We start from the raw sequence: 17,208 nt of genomic DNA, 5'->3' as shown, positions 1-17,208 counted from the left end.
CATACACAATCGTTTACCGAAAAAATCAGAATTACATGAATCCCAACCATATGAAAAGTGTGTTTCTCGGAGGCGCGGCACTCGCGGTTCTGGCCGTCGGTGGTGCCGGCCCGGTTTCCGCCCGGGATACCGCGGCTGCGGAACAGCCCGACAGTGCGGCCCTGGAATATGTGATCCCCGGGACATCGGCCCGCACGAAGGCAATGCTGGTCACTTCGTCCGTCTCTTCCGTGACGGGAGACGAGGTATCCATCCCCTCGGCCAATATCAACAACATGCTTTACGGACGTATCCCGGGGCTCGTCGTGTCGCAGACCAACGGGGAACCCGGCTACGATGCCGCTACGCTCAGTATCCGCGGCGTGGCGACCTACAACAACTCGTCGCTGCCGGTCTATGTCGACGGCTTCCAGACCAATATGGCTTATTTCCAGTTTCTCTCGCCTGCCGAGATCGACCGGATCGAGGTGCTGAAGGATGCCGCGGCGCTGGCTCCCTTCGGCATGAGGGGCGCCAACGGCGTGATTTGGGTCACGACCAAGCGCGGTCGTATCGGCCGCCCGCGCGTCACGGTCAATGTCCGGGGCGGCGTGCAGCAGCCCATGAACCTCCAGAACCCGTTGCGTACGGGCGACTATACCCGGCTTTACAACGAGGCGCTGAGCAACGACAACGGCAACGTTTGGACACCCTATTACACGGCCGACCAGGTCGCCCGACTGCCCGACGTGGACTGGTACCGCGAGGTCACCAAGAAGGCCACGCCCTATACCGATGCCGACGTGTCGGTCTCGGGCGGCGACAAGACCGTACGCTATTTCGTGCTGTTCGGCTACATGGGGCAGCGGGGAATCTACGACACCCCGACCAACGATACGCTGGCCAACGCAGGCATCGACCGCTACAATATCCGCACGAACCTCGATATGAACCTCTTCGGTTTCCTGGAGGCCAAGGTCGATGTCGGGGGCCGGATCGAAGACCGCCGTTACCCCAACCGCGCCGCGGGCGACCTGTGGAACGACCTTGCCAAATACCCCGGCTCGGTTTATCCCGTGCGCAACCCCGACGGGACGTGGACGGGTACCCCGATCTACAATTTCAACCCCCTGGCCTCGATCAAGGCGCTGGGGCGCAACTCCACGCACGACCGTACCCTGCAGGCCAATTTCCAGCTCAAGGAGCGGCTCGACTTCCTCGTGGAGGGGCTCTACCTTTCGGAGGCGATGTCGCTGAGCAGCTGGACGCGCGACGGCGCGAGCAACACGCGCAACTATTCGCGCTGGCTCGACGGGGTGCAGCAGACCACCGATAACGACACCCCCTATACCCGTGGCGAGGACAGCGGCCAGAACCAGTGGACGTGGCAGCACTACAATGCCACGGTCGGCTACGACGGCACGTTCGGGCGGCATGTGGTCTCCGCCTCGGCCGGGATACTCTACAATATCTACAAGACAGACTTTTCGCAGAACGGCGCTGCCGGCAAGATGGTCGAATACCGTCACATGACCGTCAACGGGGCGGTCAACTATGCCTATGACGACCGCTATGTGGCGACCTTCTCCTTCGCCGCCGACGGTTCGGACAATTACAGGCCCGGCAACCGCTGGGGGTTCTATCCCTCGCTCGGCCTTGGCTGGATCGTCTCCCGCGAGCGTTTCCTGCGGGACAGCCGCATGGTCGATCTGCTCAAGCTTAGGGCTTCGGTCGGTAAGAACGGCTGGGATCCGATGGGCGAGATGCGTTACCTCTGGGAGGGCTACTATACCGGCCGCGGCGGCCTCAATACGGGAAACTCCGAGCACACGTGGCACGGGGGAACGGCGCTGTCCTACCTCCCGAACCCCGATGTTTTTGCCGAAAAGAGCCTGAAGTACGACGCCGGCATCGACCTGCGCCTGTGGAACAGGTTGTCCCTGAACGTTGACCTGTTCCTCGAAAAAAGATCGGGCATCGTGACTCAGGACTGGATGATCCCCGGTGCCTCGGGCGTGGACAATCCGCCTTACCGCAACATCGGCAGGATGACTAACAAGGGCTTCGAAGTCCAGCTTTCCTGGGCCGACCGCATAGGCGATTTCAATTACGCGCTCACGGGCATGGCCTCGTATAACAGCAACAAGGTCGACTATATGGCCGAGGTCGTGACCGTGCCGACCGCGGCACGCACGGGACGGCGGCTCGACGCCCTGTTCGGATATGTGGCCGACGGGTTCTACGACTGGGACGATTTCGACGTCGGCGGCGAACTCAGGGAGGGGCTTCCCAAGCCTACGTTCGGTGCCGTGCAGCCCGGCGACATCAAGTATAAGAACCTGAACGGCGATACGGTCATCGACGAGAACGACCAGACGGCCATCGGCGACTCGTACCTGCCCAAGTTGCAGTACTCGTTCTCGTTGGCGGCGTCCTACAAGGGGTTCGACCTCTTCGCCCTCTTCCAGGGGGCGGCCGGCCGTGACGTGAACCTGCTCGATGCGCCCTTGCAGAACGTGGCGTTCCGCGACAACGGCAACGTCTACGGGATTGCCGAAGGCCGCTGGGCCTACTATCCCGAACAGGGCATCGACACGCGGGCTACGGCCACCTATCCGCGCCTTTCGTTGCAGGACAACAGCAACAACTACCGCAATTCGACACTCTGGAAGCGCAGCGGCGACTTCCTCAAGCTGCGCAACGTGGAACTGGGATACACCTTCGCGCAGCCGTCGCTGAGCAAGGCCGGCATCTCGAAGATCCGCATCTACCTGAGCGGTGTCAACCTGCTGACCGTCAGCAGGCTGATGCGCGACTACGACATCGACCCCGAAATCCTTTCCGGCCACCCGGCGCTGAAATCCTACAACCTCGGACTGACCGTAACCTTCTAAACACGACTGCCATGATACGAAAAAATATGAGAATCCTTTTCGCGGGCGCCCTCCTCTGTTCGCTGTCCCTGGCGGGGTGCGATGCGCTCGACACCAAGGAAGACCTGAACCTGACGGACGAGATGATGGCCACACGCCGTTACCAGATGTTCGACTGGGGCTACCGCGTTTACGAACACATCCCCTACGGGTTCACGGCGATCGACGGCAACCTCTTCGCAGCCGTTTCCGACGAGGCGCAATACGTGACCACGTTCAGTTCCACGCAGCGGTTCAACGAAGGCAGCTGGAGCGCCTATTACAACCCCGACGATTGCTATACGAGCTATTACAACGGCATCTATGCGGCGCACGACTACCTCGATAAGTCTGTGGATTACAGGTATATCCTCGGTATGCACCGCGACACGCTCACCTCGAACGGCCTGGACAGCTACCGCCGCGACATCGTCGACGTGCAGCGGCTGCGCGCCGAGGCGCATGTGCTGAAAGCCTATTATTATTTCGAGCTTGCCAAGCGTTACGGCGGGGTGCCCCTCATCGACCGCGTATATGCCGACCAGAAGGAGGCCAATCTTCCGCGCGGCACGTTCGACGAGGTGGTCGGCCTCATCCTGCGCGAGATCGAGGGGGTGCGCAACGAACTGGTCGTCGACTGGCGGGCCGAGAACCTCGAGGAGAAGTCGGGCCGGATCACCCGCGGCGCGGCGCTGGCCCTCAAGTCGAGGGTGTTGCTCTATGCCGCCAGCCCGCAGTTCAATCCCTCGGGCGAAAAGTCCAAGTGGGCTGCCGCTGCCGCTGCGGCCTTCGAAGTGATCAACATGGGCATCTATTCCCTGCATCCCGATTACGGCGGGCTGTTCGTCGCCGAAACCTCTACAACCAGCCCCGAGACCATCTGGGCGGTGCGTATGGGGGCGACCAACGAGTTCGAACGCAAGAATTACCCCATCGGCACGCAGGGCGGCGGTACGGGTATCTGCCCTTCGCAGAACCTCGTGGAAGCCTATGAATCTACGGGGGAGGATACGGGCGATGCCTATGCCGGCCTCGACCCGCGCTTCTACGCCACCGTCCTGCGCAACGGCGATACGTGGAACGGGCGCACGCTCGAAATCTATGCGGGCGGCGCCGACGACCCCGCCCGGCAGAACGCTTCGCCCACGGGGTATTACCTGCGCAAGTTCCTGAACGAGAACCTGAACCTCACCAATGACGACAAACGGCTTCGCAGCTGGATCGTTTTCCGCTATGCCGAAATGTTGCTTAATTTTGCCGAGGCGATGAACGAAGCCTACGGCCCGGACGACGCCCACGGCTACGGGATGAGTGCGCGCGACGCCGTGGATGCCGTGCGTGCCCGTTCCGGGGTGGGGATGCCCCCGGTCGATGTCGACCCGGGCGATGCGGCCGCCATGCGCACGGCCATCAAACACGAACGCCGCATCGAGCTGGCCTTCGAAGACCATCGCTACTGGGATCTCCGGCGCTGGGACGATGCCGGGACGGTGCTCAACCGGCCCCTGCGCGGCGTGAAGGTGACCCGCAGCGGCGACGGCTTTGCCTACACGCCGTTCGAAGTGGCCAAACGCATCTTCGATGCCCCGAAGATGAACCTTTATCCGATCCCGCAGGCCGAAATCGTAAAATCGGGCGGGGTACTCGACCAGAATCCGGGTTGGTAGACCGAAAAATATCGAACTATGAGAACGATCGTTACATTCTTTTCTGTGCTGCTCCTCGCATGCGGGGCAGCCTCATGCCAGAAGGCCGACAGCGAGAGGCCCTGGGGCAGTGCGGTGATCTATATGCCGCAGGCCGGTTACACCCCTTATGCCGTGCCCAACGGCGGGACGGCGCAGCAGTCCAACAAGAATTACCGCATCGACGCGCAGGCGGGGAAGGTGCACATTTTCCTGGGCATCTACCGCGCCGGGCTGGCCGAGTTGCAGGCCTACACGGTCAGCGTCTCCGTGGGCAGCACTCCCTTGGACGGGACTGTGTTGCTGCCGGGCCGGGCATACACGCTGCCTTCCTCGGTGAGCTGCCCCGACGGGAAACGCGATGCGACTTTTTTCCTCACGGTCGACATCGCCTATCTGAAGGCGAATGCCGACAAGGATTTTTCCCTGCCGGTCACCATATCCGACCCGACGCGTTATGCGCTCAACGACAAGCTCACAACGACGCAGGTGCGTATCGACACGTCGGAGCTGCTCTCGAAGGAGGGGCTGTAACCCGGCTTTGCCGCCACACCGGCACGGGGTCGCCTCCGGCGGCCCCGACTGCCGTTTTGTTCCCGGCTGTCGCCTGAAATCGTTTTTTATGAGGAAATTATTTGCGCTCCTGTTTTTTGCGCTCTTTCTTGCGCCTGCGCCCCTTGGCGCCCGGCCTTTCTCCCGCGGGCGCATCGTCGTGCATCCCGGCGGGCGTTACCTGCAATATGCCGACGGCAGGCCGTTCTTCTATCTGGGCGACACGGCGTGGGAGTTGTTCCACCGTACGACGCGCGAAGAGGCGCGCCTCTATCTCGAAGACCGCGCCCGGAAAGGGTTCACGGTCATACAGGCCGTCTGCCTCGCGGAACGTGACGGGCTGCGTGTCCCCAATGCCTACGGCGACCTGCCGTTTGCCGATGCGGGGTTCACCCGGCCCAACGAGCGTTATTTCGCGTATGTGGACGAAGTGGTCGCCATGGCCGACTCGCTGGGGCTGGTCATCGGCCTGCTGCCCGCATGGGGCGACAAGTTCTGCCTCAAATGGGGCCCCGGGCCCGAGATCTTCACGACGGAGGGGCGTGCCGAGGCTTTCGGGCGCTATCTGGGGGAGCGTTACCGCATCCGGCGGAATATCATCTGGATACTGGGCGGCGACCGTCCTCCCGAAGGGCGTGAACCCATACTGCGGGCCTTCGCCCGAGGCATTGCCTGCGGTGTCGCTGGCCGCGAGGATTATTCGGCCTGCCTGATTACCTACCATCCGTGGGGGAAATCCTCTTCGGGCGACTGGCTGCACGACGAGCCGTGGCTCGCGTTCAACATGCAGCAGAACGGCTATGCCTACGATTTCGACCTTTGGGAGCGCATCGCCCGCGATTATGCCCGGCGGCCCGTCAAACCCGTGCTGGACGGGGAGCCGATCTACGAGGAACATCCGATCGACTTCGACCGGGAAAAATACGGCACTTCCGAAGCCCTGCATGTGCGGCGGGCGTTCTACCACGAGGTCTTTTCCGGGGCCTGCGGACATACCTACGGCTGCCATGCCGTATGGCAGATGTGGGAACCCGGCCGGTATGCGCCTGTCACGGGGCCCGTGCGGAGCTGGCGGGAATCCCTCTCGCTGCCCGGGGCCTACCAGGTGTGCTATGGACGGGAACTTATCGAGAGCCGTCCGTTTTTCCGCCGTATTCCCGACCAGGGCGTTATCGCCGGGGATGCCGGCCGGGGGCACGGGCGTTGTACGGCTACCCGCGACAGCCTCGGCACCTATGCCATGGTCTATTCCGAGAGCGGACGGCCGTTTGCCGTCGACCTGGAACGGGTTTCCGGGAAGCGGATCGTGGCCTGGTGGTACGATGTCCGCAGCGGGCGCCCGCTGCGGATCGGGGAATTCCGCCGCCGGGATGCCGGTGCGACGATGACCTTCACGCCCCCGACCTGCGGCAAGGGGAACGATTGGGTACTGGTGCTCGACGATGCGCGCATGAAATATCCGCCGCCCGGGAGATGCCCGGAAGCCCGCTCCGGGGCTGCCGGGTAAGTCCGCCTCCCGGGCGTTTTTATCCGGCGGCGTACAGGGTTTCCTGCCGGTGCGGATCGTGTCTCCGCTCCGGGCGCTCTTTGCCTATTATGACGACACACCCCGCACGAAGCCGTGCGGGGTGTGTCGGTGCGGGGTACCCCCCCCCTACCTGGTCAGGTATTTACCCTGCTTCTTGAGGGCGTTGTATACCGAGCCGGCCCAATAGTTGCGCAGGCCGAACCCGCCGGGCTTACCGGCCATGTCCATCTGGAGGATGACCTCCTGCGTGGCGGGATCGAACAACACGGCCGTGTAGTATCCGATGCCGTTGCCCTTGTCGAGCGTCGTGGCTATCAACACCAGCCCCTTGTTCCCCGAGCCGTTGTCGTAGCGGGCGAGGATCCCGGGGAGCTGCGCCGCGATGTCGGCCTTCGTGCTGCGGGGCGTGAACTGCTCCGCAGCCAGGCCGTCCAACGCCTCGTTGGCCTGTTCGACATTGGTCGAAAGGATGTCGATGCCGGTGAATCCGGCCACGTCGTATTTCTTGGGTTCGCTGAGGAAGAGCCGGTTGATGGCCTCGAACGCCTTGATGAACTCGGCCGGCTGCTCGTTGGCCCCGATGACGCTCACGCAGCTGTAATCCACGCCGTAGAAGTCGGCAGCCATCTTCGTCTTTCCCTTCTGTGCGAAACCGCCGACGGCGATCAGGCACAGGGCTATGCTCAGTAATTTTTTCATGGTTGGGTTTTATTTGGTTTGTTCGCGTAAATCTACGAATTTTATTTGTTTCCGGCTCATTTGGGGCATCTGTTTTTTCGCAATGTACTCCACCGGTTCGAAGACCACCTCGGGTGCTACGCGCACTTTCGAGCGGAACGTGTCCTTGATTTCCTTCTCGAACGCCTCGTCGCGGCGCGTGCTGCCGATTCGCAGCACGATCTGGTCGGTGCCGAGGCTTCCGGTGAATACCTCGATGATGTAGTTGTTCACGCCGGGGATGTTCTCCAGCACGTCGTACAGCGCGGGCGGGTAGAGCGTCGTGCCCTTGAATTTGATCATCTGCCCCCGGCGTCCGATCACCGACGAGAGGCGCATCGTCGTGCGGCCGCAGGCGCAGCGTCCCGTGTGGGCGATGCAGATGTCGCCCGTCTTGAAGCGCAGCAGCGGCATGCCCCGCACGCCGAGCGTCGTAATGACCACCTCGCCCTCCTGTCCCTCGGGCACGGGGTTGTTCTGCTCGTCGAGCAGCTCCACCAGAAGCATGTCGGCCGGAACATGCCCGCCGCAGTGGTGCCCGCATTCGGTGATCGAGGTCTGCATCTCGGTCGAGGCGTATGTCGAGAAGAGCTCCAGTTCGGGCCACAGTTCGGTGATTTTCGCTCCCAGCGTGTTGTTGTTGAAGTCGGTGTCGCGCAGCGCCTCGCCGATGCAGATCGCACGGCGCAGCGACGAGCGGCGGTAGTCGATCCCGTGCTCCTGCGCATAGCCGACGAGTTTTATCAGGAACGACGGCACGACGATGCAGCCCGTGGGGCCGATGCGCCGGATGGTGTCCCATTGCAGTTCGGGGATGCCGTTCCCCACGCGGATCACGCCGCATCCCAGCTCTCGGGCTCCCATGAAGTAAGCCAGCCCGGCCATGAAGCGGCGGTCGATGGTCGTCATCAGCTGCAGGATGTCCTCCCCGGTGCATCCCGCCGTGGTGAACGACACGGCCTCGTTGTAGGCCAGCCGGGCCAGGTCTTCTTCCGTGAGGGCGAACGTCACCGGGTCGCCGAGGGTTCCCGACGTGGTCACGTAGTCGATGATGCGGTTGCGGGGTACGCAGACGAACTCCCCGGGGTGCAGTTGCAGATCCGTTTTGGTGGTTACGGGCAGGCGCCGCAGGTCGTCCGTTGTGCGGATGTCGCCGGGCTGCATGCCGCAGCCGTCGAACATGCGCCGGTAGTAAGGTGAATTTTCATAGAGGTAGACGACCTCTTCGCGCAGGCGCTCCTCTTGGAACGCCGCGATCGCATCGGCCGATGCGAATTGTATCTGCGGGTTTCGTATCATGGCTTGCATTCCGATTTGAGTCTTTCTATCGCCAGGAGTTCGTCCCTGCGGGGAACCCCGGCCTCCAGCGCCCTGCCGAAGCTCTGCGCCGCGCGCCCGTCGTCGCCCTGCGAGAGGTAGTATTCCCCCAGCAGTTTCCAGGTGTGGAAATTCTGCGGGTTGGTTCGGGCGAAGGTTTCTGTCAATTCCCCGTCGGCCTTCCTCCCTGCTTTTATCGCCCGGCGGATGCGGGCGCCGAGCTGGCGGTATGCGACCACGCGCGGGTAGTCGCGGGCCAGGTAGGCCGTGTCGGAGGGTATCTCCAGCGCCGCGTCGTACAGCTCTGCGACGGGGTCGGGGTTGCGCAGGATCGCCCCGAGGTCGTAGCAGACAAAGGCGCCGCCCTGCCACGGCGAGGTCGAGACCCACATTTGCAGGGTTGCCGGCTTGAATATGACCGAGTGGTGGGCGATCGACTGGTTCACCGAACAGTCGTTCCCCACGCCGATATCCTTGCCGCCCGTGCCGCGCTGGTCGCGCAGCATGGCGGCCGCTGCCGGGACGTCGAGGGGCGTATTCGCCGTCATGAGCTCTTCGAGCCGGGCGAAGCGATGGGGGCTGTCGGTCATGGCGATATTCTCGCGGTTGTCCCCGTCGTCGGCGAACGCCTCCGACTGGTAGTGGTTCGTGCATATGAGGTACTCCCCGTCGCCCTCGTAGAGCACGGTTCGGCGGGGCGTTTTCTCGATGATCGCCGCCCTCCCGTCGCGTGCCGAGGCCACGAGCAGCGATTCGCTGACGAAGGTGTCGCGGCGGCGGGCGATCTCCAGCGCCTCTGCGATGGTCGCCGCATGTTGCAGGATCTCGCGTGCGAGGATCGAGATGGGTGTCGCCGATGCCAGCGGCACGGGCCCTTTCGCGGCATTGATCGTCACGGTCAGCCCTTCGGAATTCATGCCCGACAGCACGCCGATCATCCCCGCCCAGCCGATGCTGGCGAAGGGATGGCCCGCCTGCGGCCGGCAGAAGGTCACGATCTTGTTGCGGGCGAAGTCGTCGCCCATATAGAAATCAAAGTTGCGCCCGACGACCGGCTTCCCGTCGTCGCTCGCACCGCCCCATGCCGCGAACGAACTGCATCCCACGAGCATGTACTGGCTCATGGCGTGCCCGATGTCGTGCGCCGCGTGGTAGTTGAGCTGGCGTTCGTAGGGGGTGCCGATGGCGTCGAAGTCGTGCGAGCAGTAAAGCGACCGGGCGTATATCTCGCGCCGGTACTCTTCGGGGACGTGCCGCCCCAGGTTGCGGTTGAATATCCGGATCATGCCGCCCAGGAATTTCAGGTAGCCCTCCGAGGGGATGAATTCGCGGATTCGGTCTACGAAAACCTGTTCCTGGTAGTGCATCAGCCCTGCGGTGAGGGCGCCTGCCGCCGCCCCCGACTCTTCGGGCGACCCGGCGGTGTAGAGCTCCCAGAGTCCGTGGGGGTTGCGGCGCAGGAAACTGCCGTGGCATACGGCGTAGCCGCCGTGGTCTGTGACGCGGTAGGCTGCGGTGTCGATCGTCACCGCGGGCTGCCCCATGTCTGCCGTCAGGTAAAGGCCGCAGAGGAATGCCGTCGGCAGGACGAGGATCGCCGCCAGTGTGGCGAGTGTGTATTTGAGGAGGCGTTTCATGCGTTGGCGATCTTTTTTGCGAGGTATTCCGTGCCCACTATTTCCGAGCAGGTCGCCGCAGCCGACAGCGTGACGCCGATTGCGCCGTGTACCGTGAGGTTCTGCCCCGTGAGCAGCAGGTTTTCGAATTTGGTGCGGGCCGGGATGTGCGACGCCATGATGCTGCGCCAGTCTTTCAGCAGCCCGTATGCCGCGCCGTGCGGTGCGCCGGTGTAGTGGCGGTAGGTGAGCGGCGTGGCGGCATACGTATGGGCGATGGCATCCCTCAGTTCCGGAAGGCGGGCGCAGGCGAAATCGACCGTCGCCTGCGTCATGGCGGCCTTCAGCGCCGTGTAGGCTTCGGGGCGGCGTCCCGGGGCGGAGCCTTCCCACGCCTCCCAGGGGCGGGTGGCGACGGGCGTCATCAGCGTTACGACATCGCACCATGCCGGGTTGCCGTCCGGAGCCTGTGCACTGAGCAGCACCATCCCCGGCCGCATGGCTTCCAGGTCGAAAAGCGTCTTCCAGACATCTTTCCCGGCGAAGTAATAGAGGTTCCGGTTGAGGTACGGGATCCGCCCCGGCTTCAGCAGCAGGTATGCCGAGAAGAGCCCGTACGAGTCGGGCAGGCTGCCTATCCGTTCCCGGAATGCCTTGCGGATGACGGGCGTCGGGCCTATCAGGCGGAATGTCTCCGCGGGATGGATGGCCGAGATGACGGTTTTTGCCCGCAGCATCCGCCCGTCGGCCAGCTCCACGCCCGTGACGCGCCGCCCTTCGGTGTGCAGGGCGACGACGCGGCTCCGCACCAGCATCGTCCCTCCGTGCTCGCGGATCTTCGCCGCCAGAGCGTCGGCGATCTGCTGCGTCCCGCCCGTAAAGCGGCAGGCGCCCTCGATGTTCGAGTGATTTACCATCGCGTGGTGGTAGAGCGTCGAGCTTTCGCGCACGCCTCCGTAGAGGGGATTCGTCCCCGCGAGGATATTGCGCAGCAGCGGGTCTGCGACGCATTCGCCGATGAATCCGGCCGCCGGTGCCCCGAGGTATTTCGTTCCCCCGTCCGACAACCGCCCCGTGCGGTGCACCCCGATACCGATGCTGCCGCCGATTTCGCGCAGCTTCGCGCAGTAGCGGCCGAGCCCTGCCTTTTCGTGCGGGAACAATTCCCCGAGGTGCTTTTCGAAGGCTTCGTAACCGTGCATGTAGGCGTAGTCGCCCGCTCCGGGCAGCGATACGACGTCGAATGCCTCGTCGAGCGGCCGCAGGCGCAGCGAGCCGAGGATGCCGAAATATTCGAAGTAACGGCGCATGATGCCGCCGGCCTGCATGCTGCCGATGTAGTGCATGCCCGTGTCGATCTCATGTCCCCGCCGGGAGAACGATTGCAGGCAGCCTCCGGGCAGGGCCGCCTGTTCCGCGACGCAGACTCCCATCCCTTCGCGGGCGAGCATGGCGCCGCACTCCAGGCCTCCGAGGCCGCTGCCGATGACGATTATGTCGAACTGCCCCTGCATGTCACTCCTCCTTTCCGCTGTCCGTTTCCCGCCGGCTCAGTATGTATACCGTATTCGACGTGCGCGTGTCCTTGTGCGCGGCGTGTATCTCCATGCCCAGTTCGCGGGCGATCCGGGCCAGCTCGGGCGTCGAGGTGAAATGCAGCCCGCCGTCGGTCTTGTTGAACCCCACGATCTTCGTCGACCACACCTCGGTCATCGCCGTGGCCTTGTGCCGCTCGGCCTTGCCGCTGTCGCCGTCGCGGATGATGATCCGTCCGCCTGCGTTGAGCCGTGCCGCGCAGCGCCCGATGAGCGCCCGTTGTTCTTCGGGGCGCATGTAGTGCAGCACGTCGACCAGCAGGAAGGCGTCTGCCCCTGGCAGCTCCGCCGTGCGCAGGTCGGCGTGGATGAACTCGATGCCCGGCCGCCGCAGGAAGCTCTGTCCGGCCGTCTCGACCTTTTCCGCATCGTAGTCCATGCCGATGACCCGCCGCCGCTCGCAGAGCATGGCGAGCATGTAGCTCAGGGGGCCGTACCCGCACCCGAGGTCTACGACCGCCGCATCGCGCGGCACGATGCGGTCGAACAACTCGTAGCTCCGCTCCAGCCGCACCTTGACGCGCATGTACCACTCCAGCACGGGGCCCTTGTAAGTGTAGCTCTTGATAAGCATGTCGCGGAAATAGGGGTTGCACGGCCTGTTGTAGGTTTCGTACAGCCCGAGGTACTCCCGGCGCATCAGACGGCAGGCGGCCTTGGCCTGCGCCGAGCAGTTTGCGGGGTCGGCGGCCATGCGCGGCAGCACGCGGCTTACCACCAGCCCGTGTTTGATATAGATGGGCTGCCTTTTCGACGAGATCATGCCGTTGCCGTAGAGGCAGATCGGCAGGATGTCCAGCCCCAGTTCCCCGGCCAGGTAGAAAGCCCCTTTGTGGAAACGTCCGATCTTCCCGTCGGCCGAGCGCGTCCCCTCGGGGAAGACGATCACGCTGTACCCTTCGGCCACTTTCTGCGCCAGTGCCGGGGCGAGGCGTTCGTATCCGTCCGCCGCATGGTAGAACCCCAGGTAGCGGACGATACGCCCGAATACCGGCGAACGCCACACCCAGCCGTTGGTCACCATCACGGCTTTGGGGCAGATGCTCAGCAGCACCAGGATGTCGATGAACGACTGGTGGTTGGCGATCACGACTGCCGGTTTTTCGAACCGTTCGCCCGGCTCGTTCAGGCGTATGGTCTTCGTCGTGACCATCGCCCGCAGGAATCCCCGCGTCATGTGGTGGATCGACCACTGCACGATGCGCTGTTTGCGGCGGCGTGCCATCGGCAGCGGCCAGAGCGTGAAGATCAGCGCCTGCAACAACTGGCAGCCCGTCACGAACAACCCGAATGCGTAGGCCGTGTTCACGAGGCTCCCCAGCGTGTAGGGCGCCCCGCCCTTTTCGGTTTGCGAGGTGATCAGCATCCGGAACAGCACGGGTTGTATCGTGTAGGAGACCAGCACCACGGCGACGATGCCGAACAGGGAGATCGTCGCCAGCGAGTGCAGTGCCGGGTGGCGTGCGAAGATCAGCGCCCCGAGCCCCACCACGACGGTGAAGGCCGAAAAGAAGATCGCCGTCTTGTGCGTGTCGAGCATCCTGCGCCCGGTCTTGTATTCGCTCAGCAGCCCGTCCATGATGAAGATGCTGAAGTCGTCGCCGATGCCGAAGATGAAGGTCGAGAGGATGATCGTCACGATGTTGAATTCCACGCCGAACATCGCCATCAGTCCCAGGATGATGACCCAGCTGATGCCCATCGGCAGCAGCGACATCAGCGTCAGTTCGATACGCCCGTAGCAGAGGAATAGCGCCACGGTGACCAGTATCGACGAGATCGAGAGTATCAGGTAGAAGTTGTGGTTCACGCTCCGCGCCATTTTCCCGGCGTAGAACGCCCGGTCGGCGACCACGATGTCGTCCGCCGCCGAGAACACGGCGTAAACCTCGTGCTTGCAGCTGTCGGGCAATGTCACATGGCTCAGGAATATGGGTGTCGCGCCGTGCCCGTCGATCCATTCGCGGAATACCTCCCGTGCCGCCGGGGACGAGTAGTCGAGTTTCGTGTACTCCCTTCCGGCCAGTTCCAGTGCGCCGTCGAAGGCCCCTTCGGCGAATCCGTAGCGCCTTTCGCCCTCCCGGATTCCTGCGCGCAGCACTTCGCGGCGCTGCGGCGTCCAGAACTTTCGCCAGCGCTCCAGCCTCAGCAGCTGCTCGGCGCTGTCCACCACGAACGAGGTCACCCCGGCATGGGAGTCGATCTTCCCGGCCTGTTTCAGCGAGTCGAGCTGCCGTCCCAGGCGCAGGTAGCTGTCCACGGCTTCGGCCGGGGTGTCGGCCGCCGTGAGGAAGAGCACCTTCGAACGTTCCCGGTCGTCGTCCATCAGGCGGCCCAGACGCTCCTCGGCCTGCGCCAGATGGGGTGCGTTGTAGTTCAGGTGCATCATGTCGCTGTCGAAGCCGATGCGGTTGAAGAAGAAGAGGCATACCGCCGTGAGCCCGAGTATCGCCGCCACCAGCATGCGGTTGCGGTCGGGGCGCATACCCGTGAGCCGCTCCACGCCTTCCAGCACGGCCGACCCCCCCCCGCGATCCTCCTTACGGATCAGGTGGGGCAGCAGGACGAGGCTGAACAGCGTCGTTCCGACCAGTGTCAGCGAAGCGAAGAGCCCGAAGTCGCGCAGCAGCTGCGAGTCGGTGAAAAGCAGCCCGGCGAAGGCGCCGATGGTCGTGATGCTGCCGATCGTCAGCGGGTAGGCCAGGTCGCGGATGATCTGCCGCGGGTCGTGGCAGTGGTTGGCATGGCAGAGGATGTGTATCGAGTAGCTCAGTGCGATGCCCATGACGACGGTTCCTGCCCCGACGGCTATGGCCGAGATCGTGTGGCACACGAGCGACATGACCGCCAGCGCCAGCAATCCGCCCAGCGCTACGGGGATCAGGGCCAGCAGCACCGACAGCTTGTTGCGGAACGAGAGGGTGATGAACACCACGATGACGAGGATGGCGATGTTCAGCGTCAGCATCATGTCGTGCTTGATCTGCCGCGCGTTGTATGCGGCCACGGCCGGGGCGCCGAAGTAGTCGGCCGAGATGCCCTGGGCGGCGTACTCGGCGTTCAGGCCGGCCAGCACCGCTTCGATCCGCTCCACCAGCCGATCGCCGATGCCCGTGTCGCTGCTCTCGTACCGGGGCGAGATGAAGACCATCAGCGTCGTCATGTCCTTCGAGAAGAGGTAGTCGTCGAAGAGCGTGTAATTGCCCCCGATATTCAGCTCCTGTAATTTTCCCAGTGCCCCGAACGACAGCCCCAGCGGGTCGTCGTAGATGTATTCGTCGATGAACCCGCCGACGGGCGACAGCAGCCTGCGGTAGTTGCTCTCCATCGCGCGCGCGATGCCCTGCCGCGTGAGGAGCGTGTCCATGCGGGCATAGTCCGCCTCGGTGAGCAGCAGCGGCAGGTGCCCTTGCAGGAACGCCCGCATGTCGTCCGCCAGCTCGCTGCCGAACGAAGCCTCGGCCTGTGCCCAGCGGTGGAAAAGCGTATCGGCTTCGAGCAGTTCCACCAGCCGGTCGGCGCAGGCCATCATCCCCTCCGCCGTGGCTCCCGTGCCTTCTGCACCTTCCCGGGCATTTATCATCACGGCGATCTTGTCCTTGATCTTCAGGTTCGAGAATGCCGCCGCGGCCTTCCGCTCCCCGTCGGGGAAGAAGCCGGTGATGTTCTCGCTGAAACGCAGTTGCAGGGCCGCCGCACCCATCGCCGCGACCAGCACTGCCAGCACCGTGCAGAGCAGTGCGCGGCGCCGTTCGAAGAAGTCGTAGAGGGTGATGAAAAGTTTATTCATGGCCGGGCGTGCGTTTACAGAGTACGAGCAGGGCATAGCCGACCGCCGTCGCGGCCGCACCGCATACGGCGGCCATCGTGAAGCTGCCCGCGATGTATTGTACGAGGTCTGCGGCCACCCGTTCCAGGGTGATGTCCGAGAGCGAGAGCGGCATGTCGCGCTGCAAGACCTGCGCCCCCGTCCAGTAACTTCCGTAAAGGATGAACGGGATCATCGGCGGGATGCTGATGTTCGAGCTGATAACCGCCACGGCTTTGTTCAGGTGTGTGAAATGCGCCGTAACGGCGGCCGCGATCATCTGGTAGCCCCACAGCGGGGCGATGCCGAAGAAGACGCCCAGCCCGATCGAGGCGGCCAGCCGCGGGTTCGAGTCCTTCGACCGGGTGATGTTGTCGGCTATGAAACGCCGGACTCTCTCCCGGGTGAGCGACCGCAGGAACCGCCAGGGATAATAGAACAGCAGCGCCCCGAGCACGAGCAGCGTGTTGAGGATGCTGATGCGCGTGAAGTCCTTGCCCGGGCGGAAATGCGACACGCGCTCGGCCTTTTCGGGGTAGAAAACCCTCACCGGGATGTTGCGCACCTCGATCCCGCGCCATGCGGCGCGTACCAGCACTTCGACCTCGAACTCGTAGCGGCGCGTCGCGAAACGCATCCCCTTCATCCGCCGCACGGGGTAGAGCCGGAACCCCGACTGCGTGTCGTCGAGGCGGATGCCCGTCTCCACGCGGAACCAGAAGTTCGAGAACTTGTTGGCGAAGGTGTTTTTGCCCGGCATGTTGTCCGACCTCAGGTTGCGTGCCCCCACGAGCAGTGCGTCGGGGGTCTTTGCGATCTCTTCGACGAATTTCGGGATGTCCGAGGCGTAGTGCTGCCCGTCCGAGTCGATCGTCAGCATGTAACGGTAGCCGTGCTCCGCGGCGTAGCGCAGCGCCCGGCGCAGGGCGTATCCCTTGCCCCGGTTCGGGGCGTAGGAGATGCTCCCGACGCCCGCCCCGGCGATTATCCCCGCCGTCGAGTCGGTCGACCCGTCGTTCACCACCAGCACGTCCGTGCAGTAGCGGCGCACCTCTCCGATGACTCGGGCGAGGGTCTTTTCGTTGTTGTAGGTCGGGATCACCGCCAGTATGTCGTTCCGCTCGATGGTCATGGCATTTCGCATACGGTGCCCCTGAGTTTGAGCACCGTCTTTCCGTGGTTCGTAATCGTGCAGGAGAGCCTCGTGCCCTCCGGCGTGTCGTCCCCCACCCGGATGTCGATCTCCAGCAGTTCGTCCGCCTGCGGCACGACCATGCCGAGGAACTTGCATTCGCGGATGGCCGCATAGCGGAACCTGCGCCCCGTGCCGCGGTTCAGGCATTCCCGTACGAGTTGCAGCGTGCAGACCCCCGGCAGCACCGGGTGCCCCGGGAAATGCCCCCGGTAGACCGGGTGCGACGCATCGAGCCGCACGCGGAAAGCGTAATGCCCCTCCTGGGCCAAGTAGTTGTCTATGCTGGTGAACAGGTCTTGCATCG

11 protein-coding genes are annotated in these 17,208 nt (G+C 63.7%); 4 read left to right on the top strand and 7 right to left on the bottom strand.

Annotated features, from left to right (window positions below; translation table 11 throughout):
- Positions 1-50: 50 nt before the first annotated feature.
- The 4 genes from NQ559_RS06300 (at position 51) to NQ559_RS06285 (ending at position 6,635) form a co-directional block, all read left to right on the top strand.
- On the top strand, positions 51-2,873 hold the full coding sequence (locus tag NQ559_RS06300) for a SusC/RagA family TonB-linked outer membrane protein (RefSeq protein WP_169342434.1): 2,823 nt from the start codon (positions 51-53) through the stop codon (positions 2,871-2,873).
- A gap of 26 nt (positions 2,874-2,899) precedes the next feature.
- A complete protein-coding gene (locus NQ559_RS06295) occupies positions 2,900-4,558 on the top strand; it encodes a RagB/SusD family nutrient uptake outer membrane protein (protein ID WP_018695667.1) in 1,659 nt (552 codons plus the stop codon).
- Positions 4,559-4,576: 18 nt separating this feature from the next.
- Positions 4,577-5,110, top strand: coding sequence for a DUF1735 domain-containing protein (locus NQ559_RS06290; protein WP_018695668.1), 534 nt, complete (start codon positions 4,577-4,579; stop codon positions 5,108-5,110).
- Between the two features lie 88 nt (positions 5,111-5,198).
- Positions 5,199-6,635: a glycoside hydrolase family 140 protein gene (locus tag NQ559_RS06285; RefSeq protein WP_018695669.1), complete on the top strand. Its 1,437-nt coding sequence runs from the start codon at positions 5,199-5,201 to the stop codon at positions 6,633-6,635.
- Positions 6,636-6,782: 147 nt separating this feature from the next.
- Here NQ559_RS06285 and NQ559_RS06280 read toward each other — a convergent pair whose 3' ends face one another.
- Genes NQ559_RS06280 through NQ559_RS06250 form a run of 7 tightly spaced genes read right to left on the bottom strand, consistent with a single transcriptional unit; the run spans position 6,783 to position 17,206 of the window.
- Positions 6,783-7,355 (bottom strand): hypothetical protein, encoded by a 573-nt coding sequence (locus NQ559_RS06280; RefSeq protein ID WP_018695670.1) that lies wholly within the window; start codon positions 7,353-7,355, stop codon positions 6,783-6,785.
- Between the two features lie 9 nt (positions 7,356-7,364).
- Positions 7,365-8,672 carry a flexirubin biosynthesis putative acyl-CoA ligase FlxY gene (flxY, locus tag NQ559_RS06275; RefSeq protein WP_018695671.1) on the bottom strand — a complete coding sequence of 436 codons (1,308 nt, stop codon included), beginning with the start codon at positions 8,670-8,672 and terminating at the stop codon, positions 7,365-7,367.
- On the bottom strand, positions 8,669-10,327 hold the full coding sequence (locus tag NQ559_RS06270) for a C45 family peptidase (RefSeq protein ID WP_018695672.1): 1,659 nt from the start codon (positions 10,325-10,327) through the stop codon (positions 8,669-8,671). Before NQ559_RS06270 ends, flxY begins: the two co-directional genes overlap by 4 nt.
- Positions 10,324-11,820 (bottom strand): phytoene desaturase family protein, encoded by a 1,497-nt coding sequence (locus tag NQ559_RS06265; RefSeq protein WP_018695673.1) that lies wholly within the window; start codon positions 11,818-11,820, stop codon positions 10,324-10,326. The genes NQ559_RS06270 and NQ559_RS06265 overlap by 4 nt, the downstream gene beginning before the upstream one ends.
- Position 11,821: 1 nt before the next feature.
- Entirely contained in the window at positions 11,822-15,691 is a 3,870-nt protein-coding gene (locus NQ559_RS06260) for a trifunctional MMPL family transporter/lysophospholipid acyltransferase/class I SAM-dependent methyltransferase (RefSeq protein WP_018695674.1), read from the bottom strand.
- Positions 15,684-16,853, bottom strand: a complete 1,170-nt coding sequence (locus tag NQ559_RS06255; RefSeq protein ID WP_026318324.1) for a DUF2062 domain-containing protein — start codon at positions 16,851-16,853, stop codon at positions 15,684-15,686. The genes NQ559_RS06260 and NQ559_RS06255 overlap by 8 nt, the downstream gene beginning before the upstream one ends.
- Positions 16,838-17,206 carry an ApeI family dehydratase gene (locus tag NQ559_RS06250; RefSeq protein WP_018695676.1) on the bottom strand — a complete coding sequence of 123 codons (369 nt, stop codon included), beginning with the start codon at positions 17,204-17,206 and terminating at the stop codon, positions 16,838-16,840. The genes NQ559_RS06255 and NQ559_RS06250 overlap by 16 nt, the downstream gene beginning before the upstream one ends.
- Positions 17,207-17,208 lie beyond the last annotated feature (2 nt).

The sequence above is a fragment of the Alistipes onderdonkii genome (assembly GCF_025145285.1).
GTDB classification, from domain to species: Bacteria; Bacteroidota; Bacteroidia; order Bacteroidales; family Rikenellaceae; genus Alistipes; species Alistipes onderdonkii.
Note: the sequence above shows the minus strand (reverse complement) of the source record. Positions and strands in the feature narration are given on the sequence as shown.

Bases quoted from the DNA above. Each gene is read 5' to 3' on its own strand.
- NQ559_RS06300 (WP_169342434.1), top strand. From the start codon at position 51: ATGAAAAGTGTGTTTCTCGGAGGCGCGGCACTCGCGGTTCTGGCCGTC.
- NQ559_RS06295 (WP_018695667.1), top strand. From the start codon at position 2,900: ATGAGAATCCTTTTCGCGGGCGCCCTCCTCTGTTCGCTGTCCCTGGCG.
- NQ559_RS06290 (WP_018695668.1), top strand. From the start codon at position 4,577: ATGAGAACGATCGTTACATTCTTTTCTGTGCTGCTCCTCGCATGCGGG.
- NQ559_RS06285 (WP_018695669.1), top strand. From the start codon at position 5,199: ATGAGGAAATTATTTGCGCTCCTGTTTTTTGCGCTCTTTCTTGCGCCT.
- NQ559_RS06280 (WP_018695670.1), bottom strand. From the start codon at position 7,355: ATGAAAAAATTACTGAGCATAGCCCTGTGCCTGATCGCCGTCGGCGGT.
- flxY (WP_018695671.1), bottom strand. From the start codon at position 8,672: ATGATACGAAACCCGCAGATACAATTCGCATCGGCCGATGCGATCGCG.
- NQ559_RS06270 (WP_018695672.1), bottom strand. From the start codon at position 10,327: ATGAAACGCCTCCTCAAATACACACTCGCCACACTGGCGGCGATCCTC.
- NQ559_RS06265 (WP_018695673.1), bottom strand. From the start codon at position 11,820: ATGCAGGGGCAGTTCGACATAATCGTCATCGGCAGCGGCCTCGGAGGC.
- NQ559_RS06260 (WP_018695674.1), bottom strand. From the start codon at position 15,691: ATGAATAAACTTTTCATCACCCTCTACGACTTCTTCGAACGGCGCCGC.
- NQ559_RS06255 (WP_026318324.1), bottom strand. From the start codon at position 16,853: ATGCGAAATGCCATGACCATCGAGCGGAACGACATACTGGCGGTGATC.
- NQ559_RS06250 (WP_018695676.1), bottom strand. From the start codon at position 17,206: ATGCAAGACCTGTTCACCAGCATAGACAACTACTTGGCCCAGGAGGGG.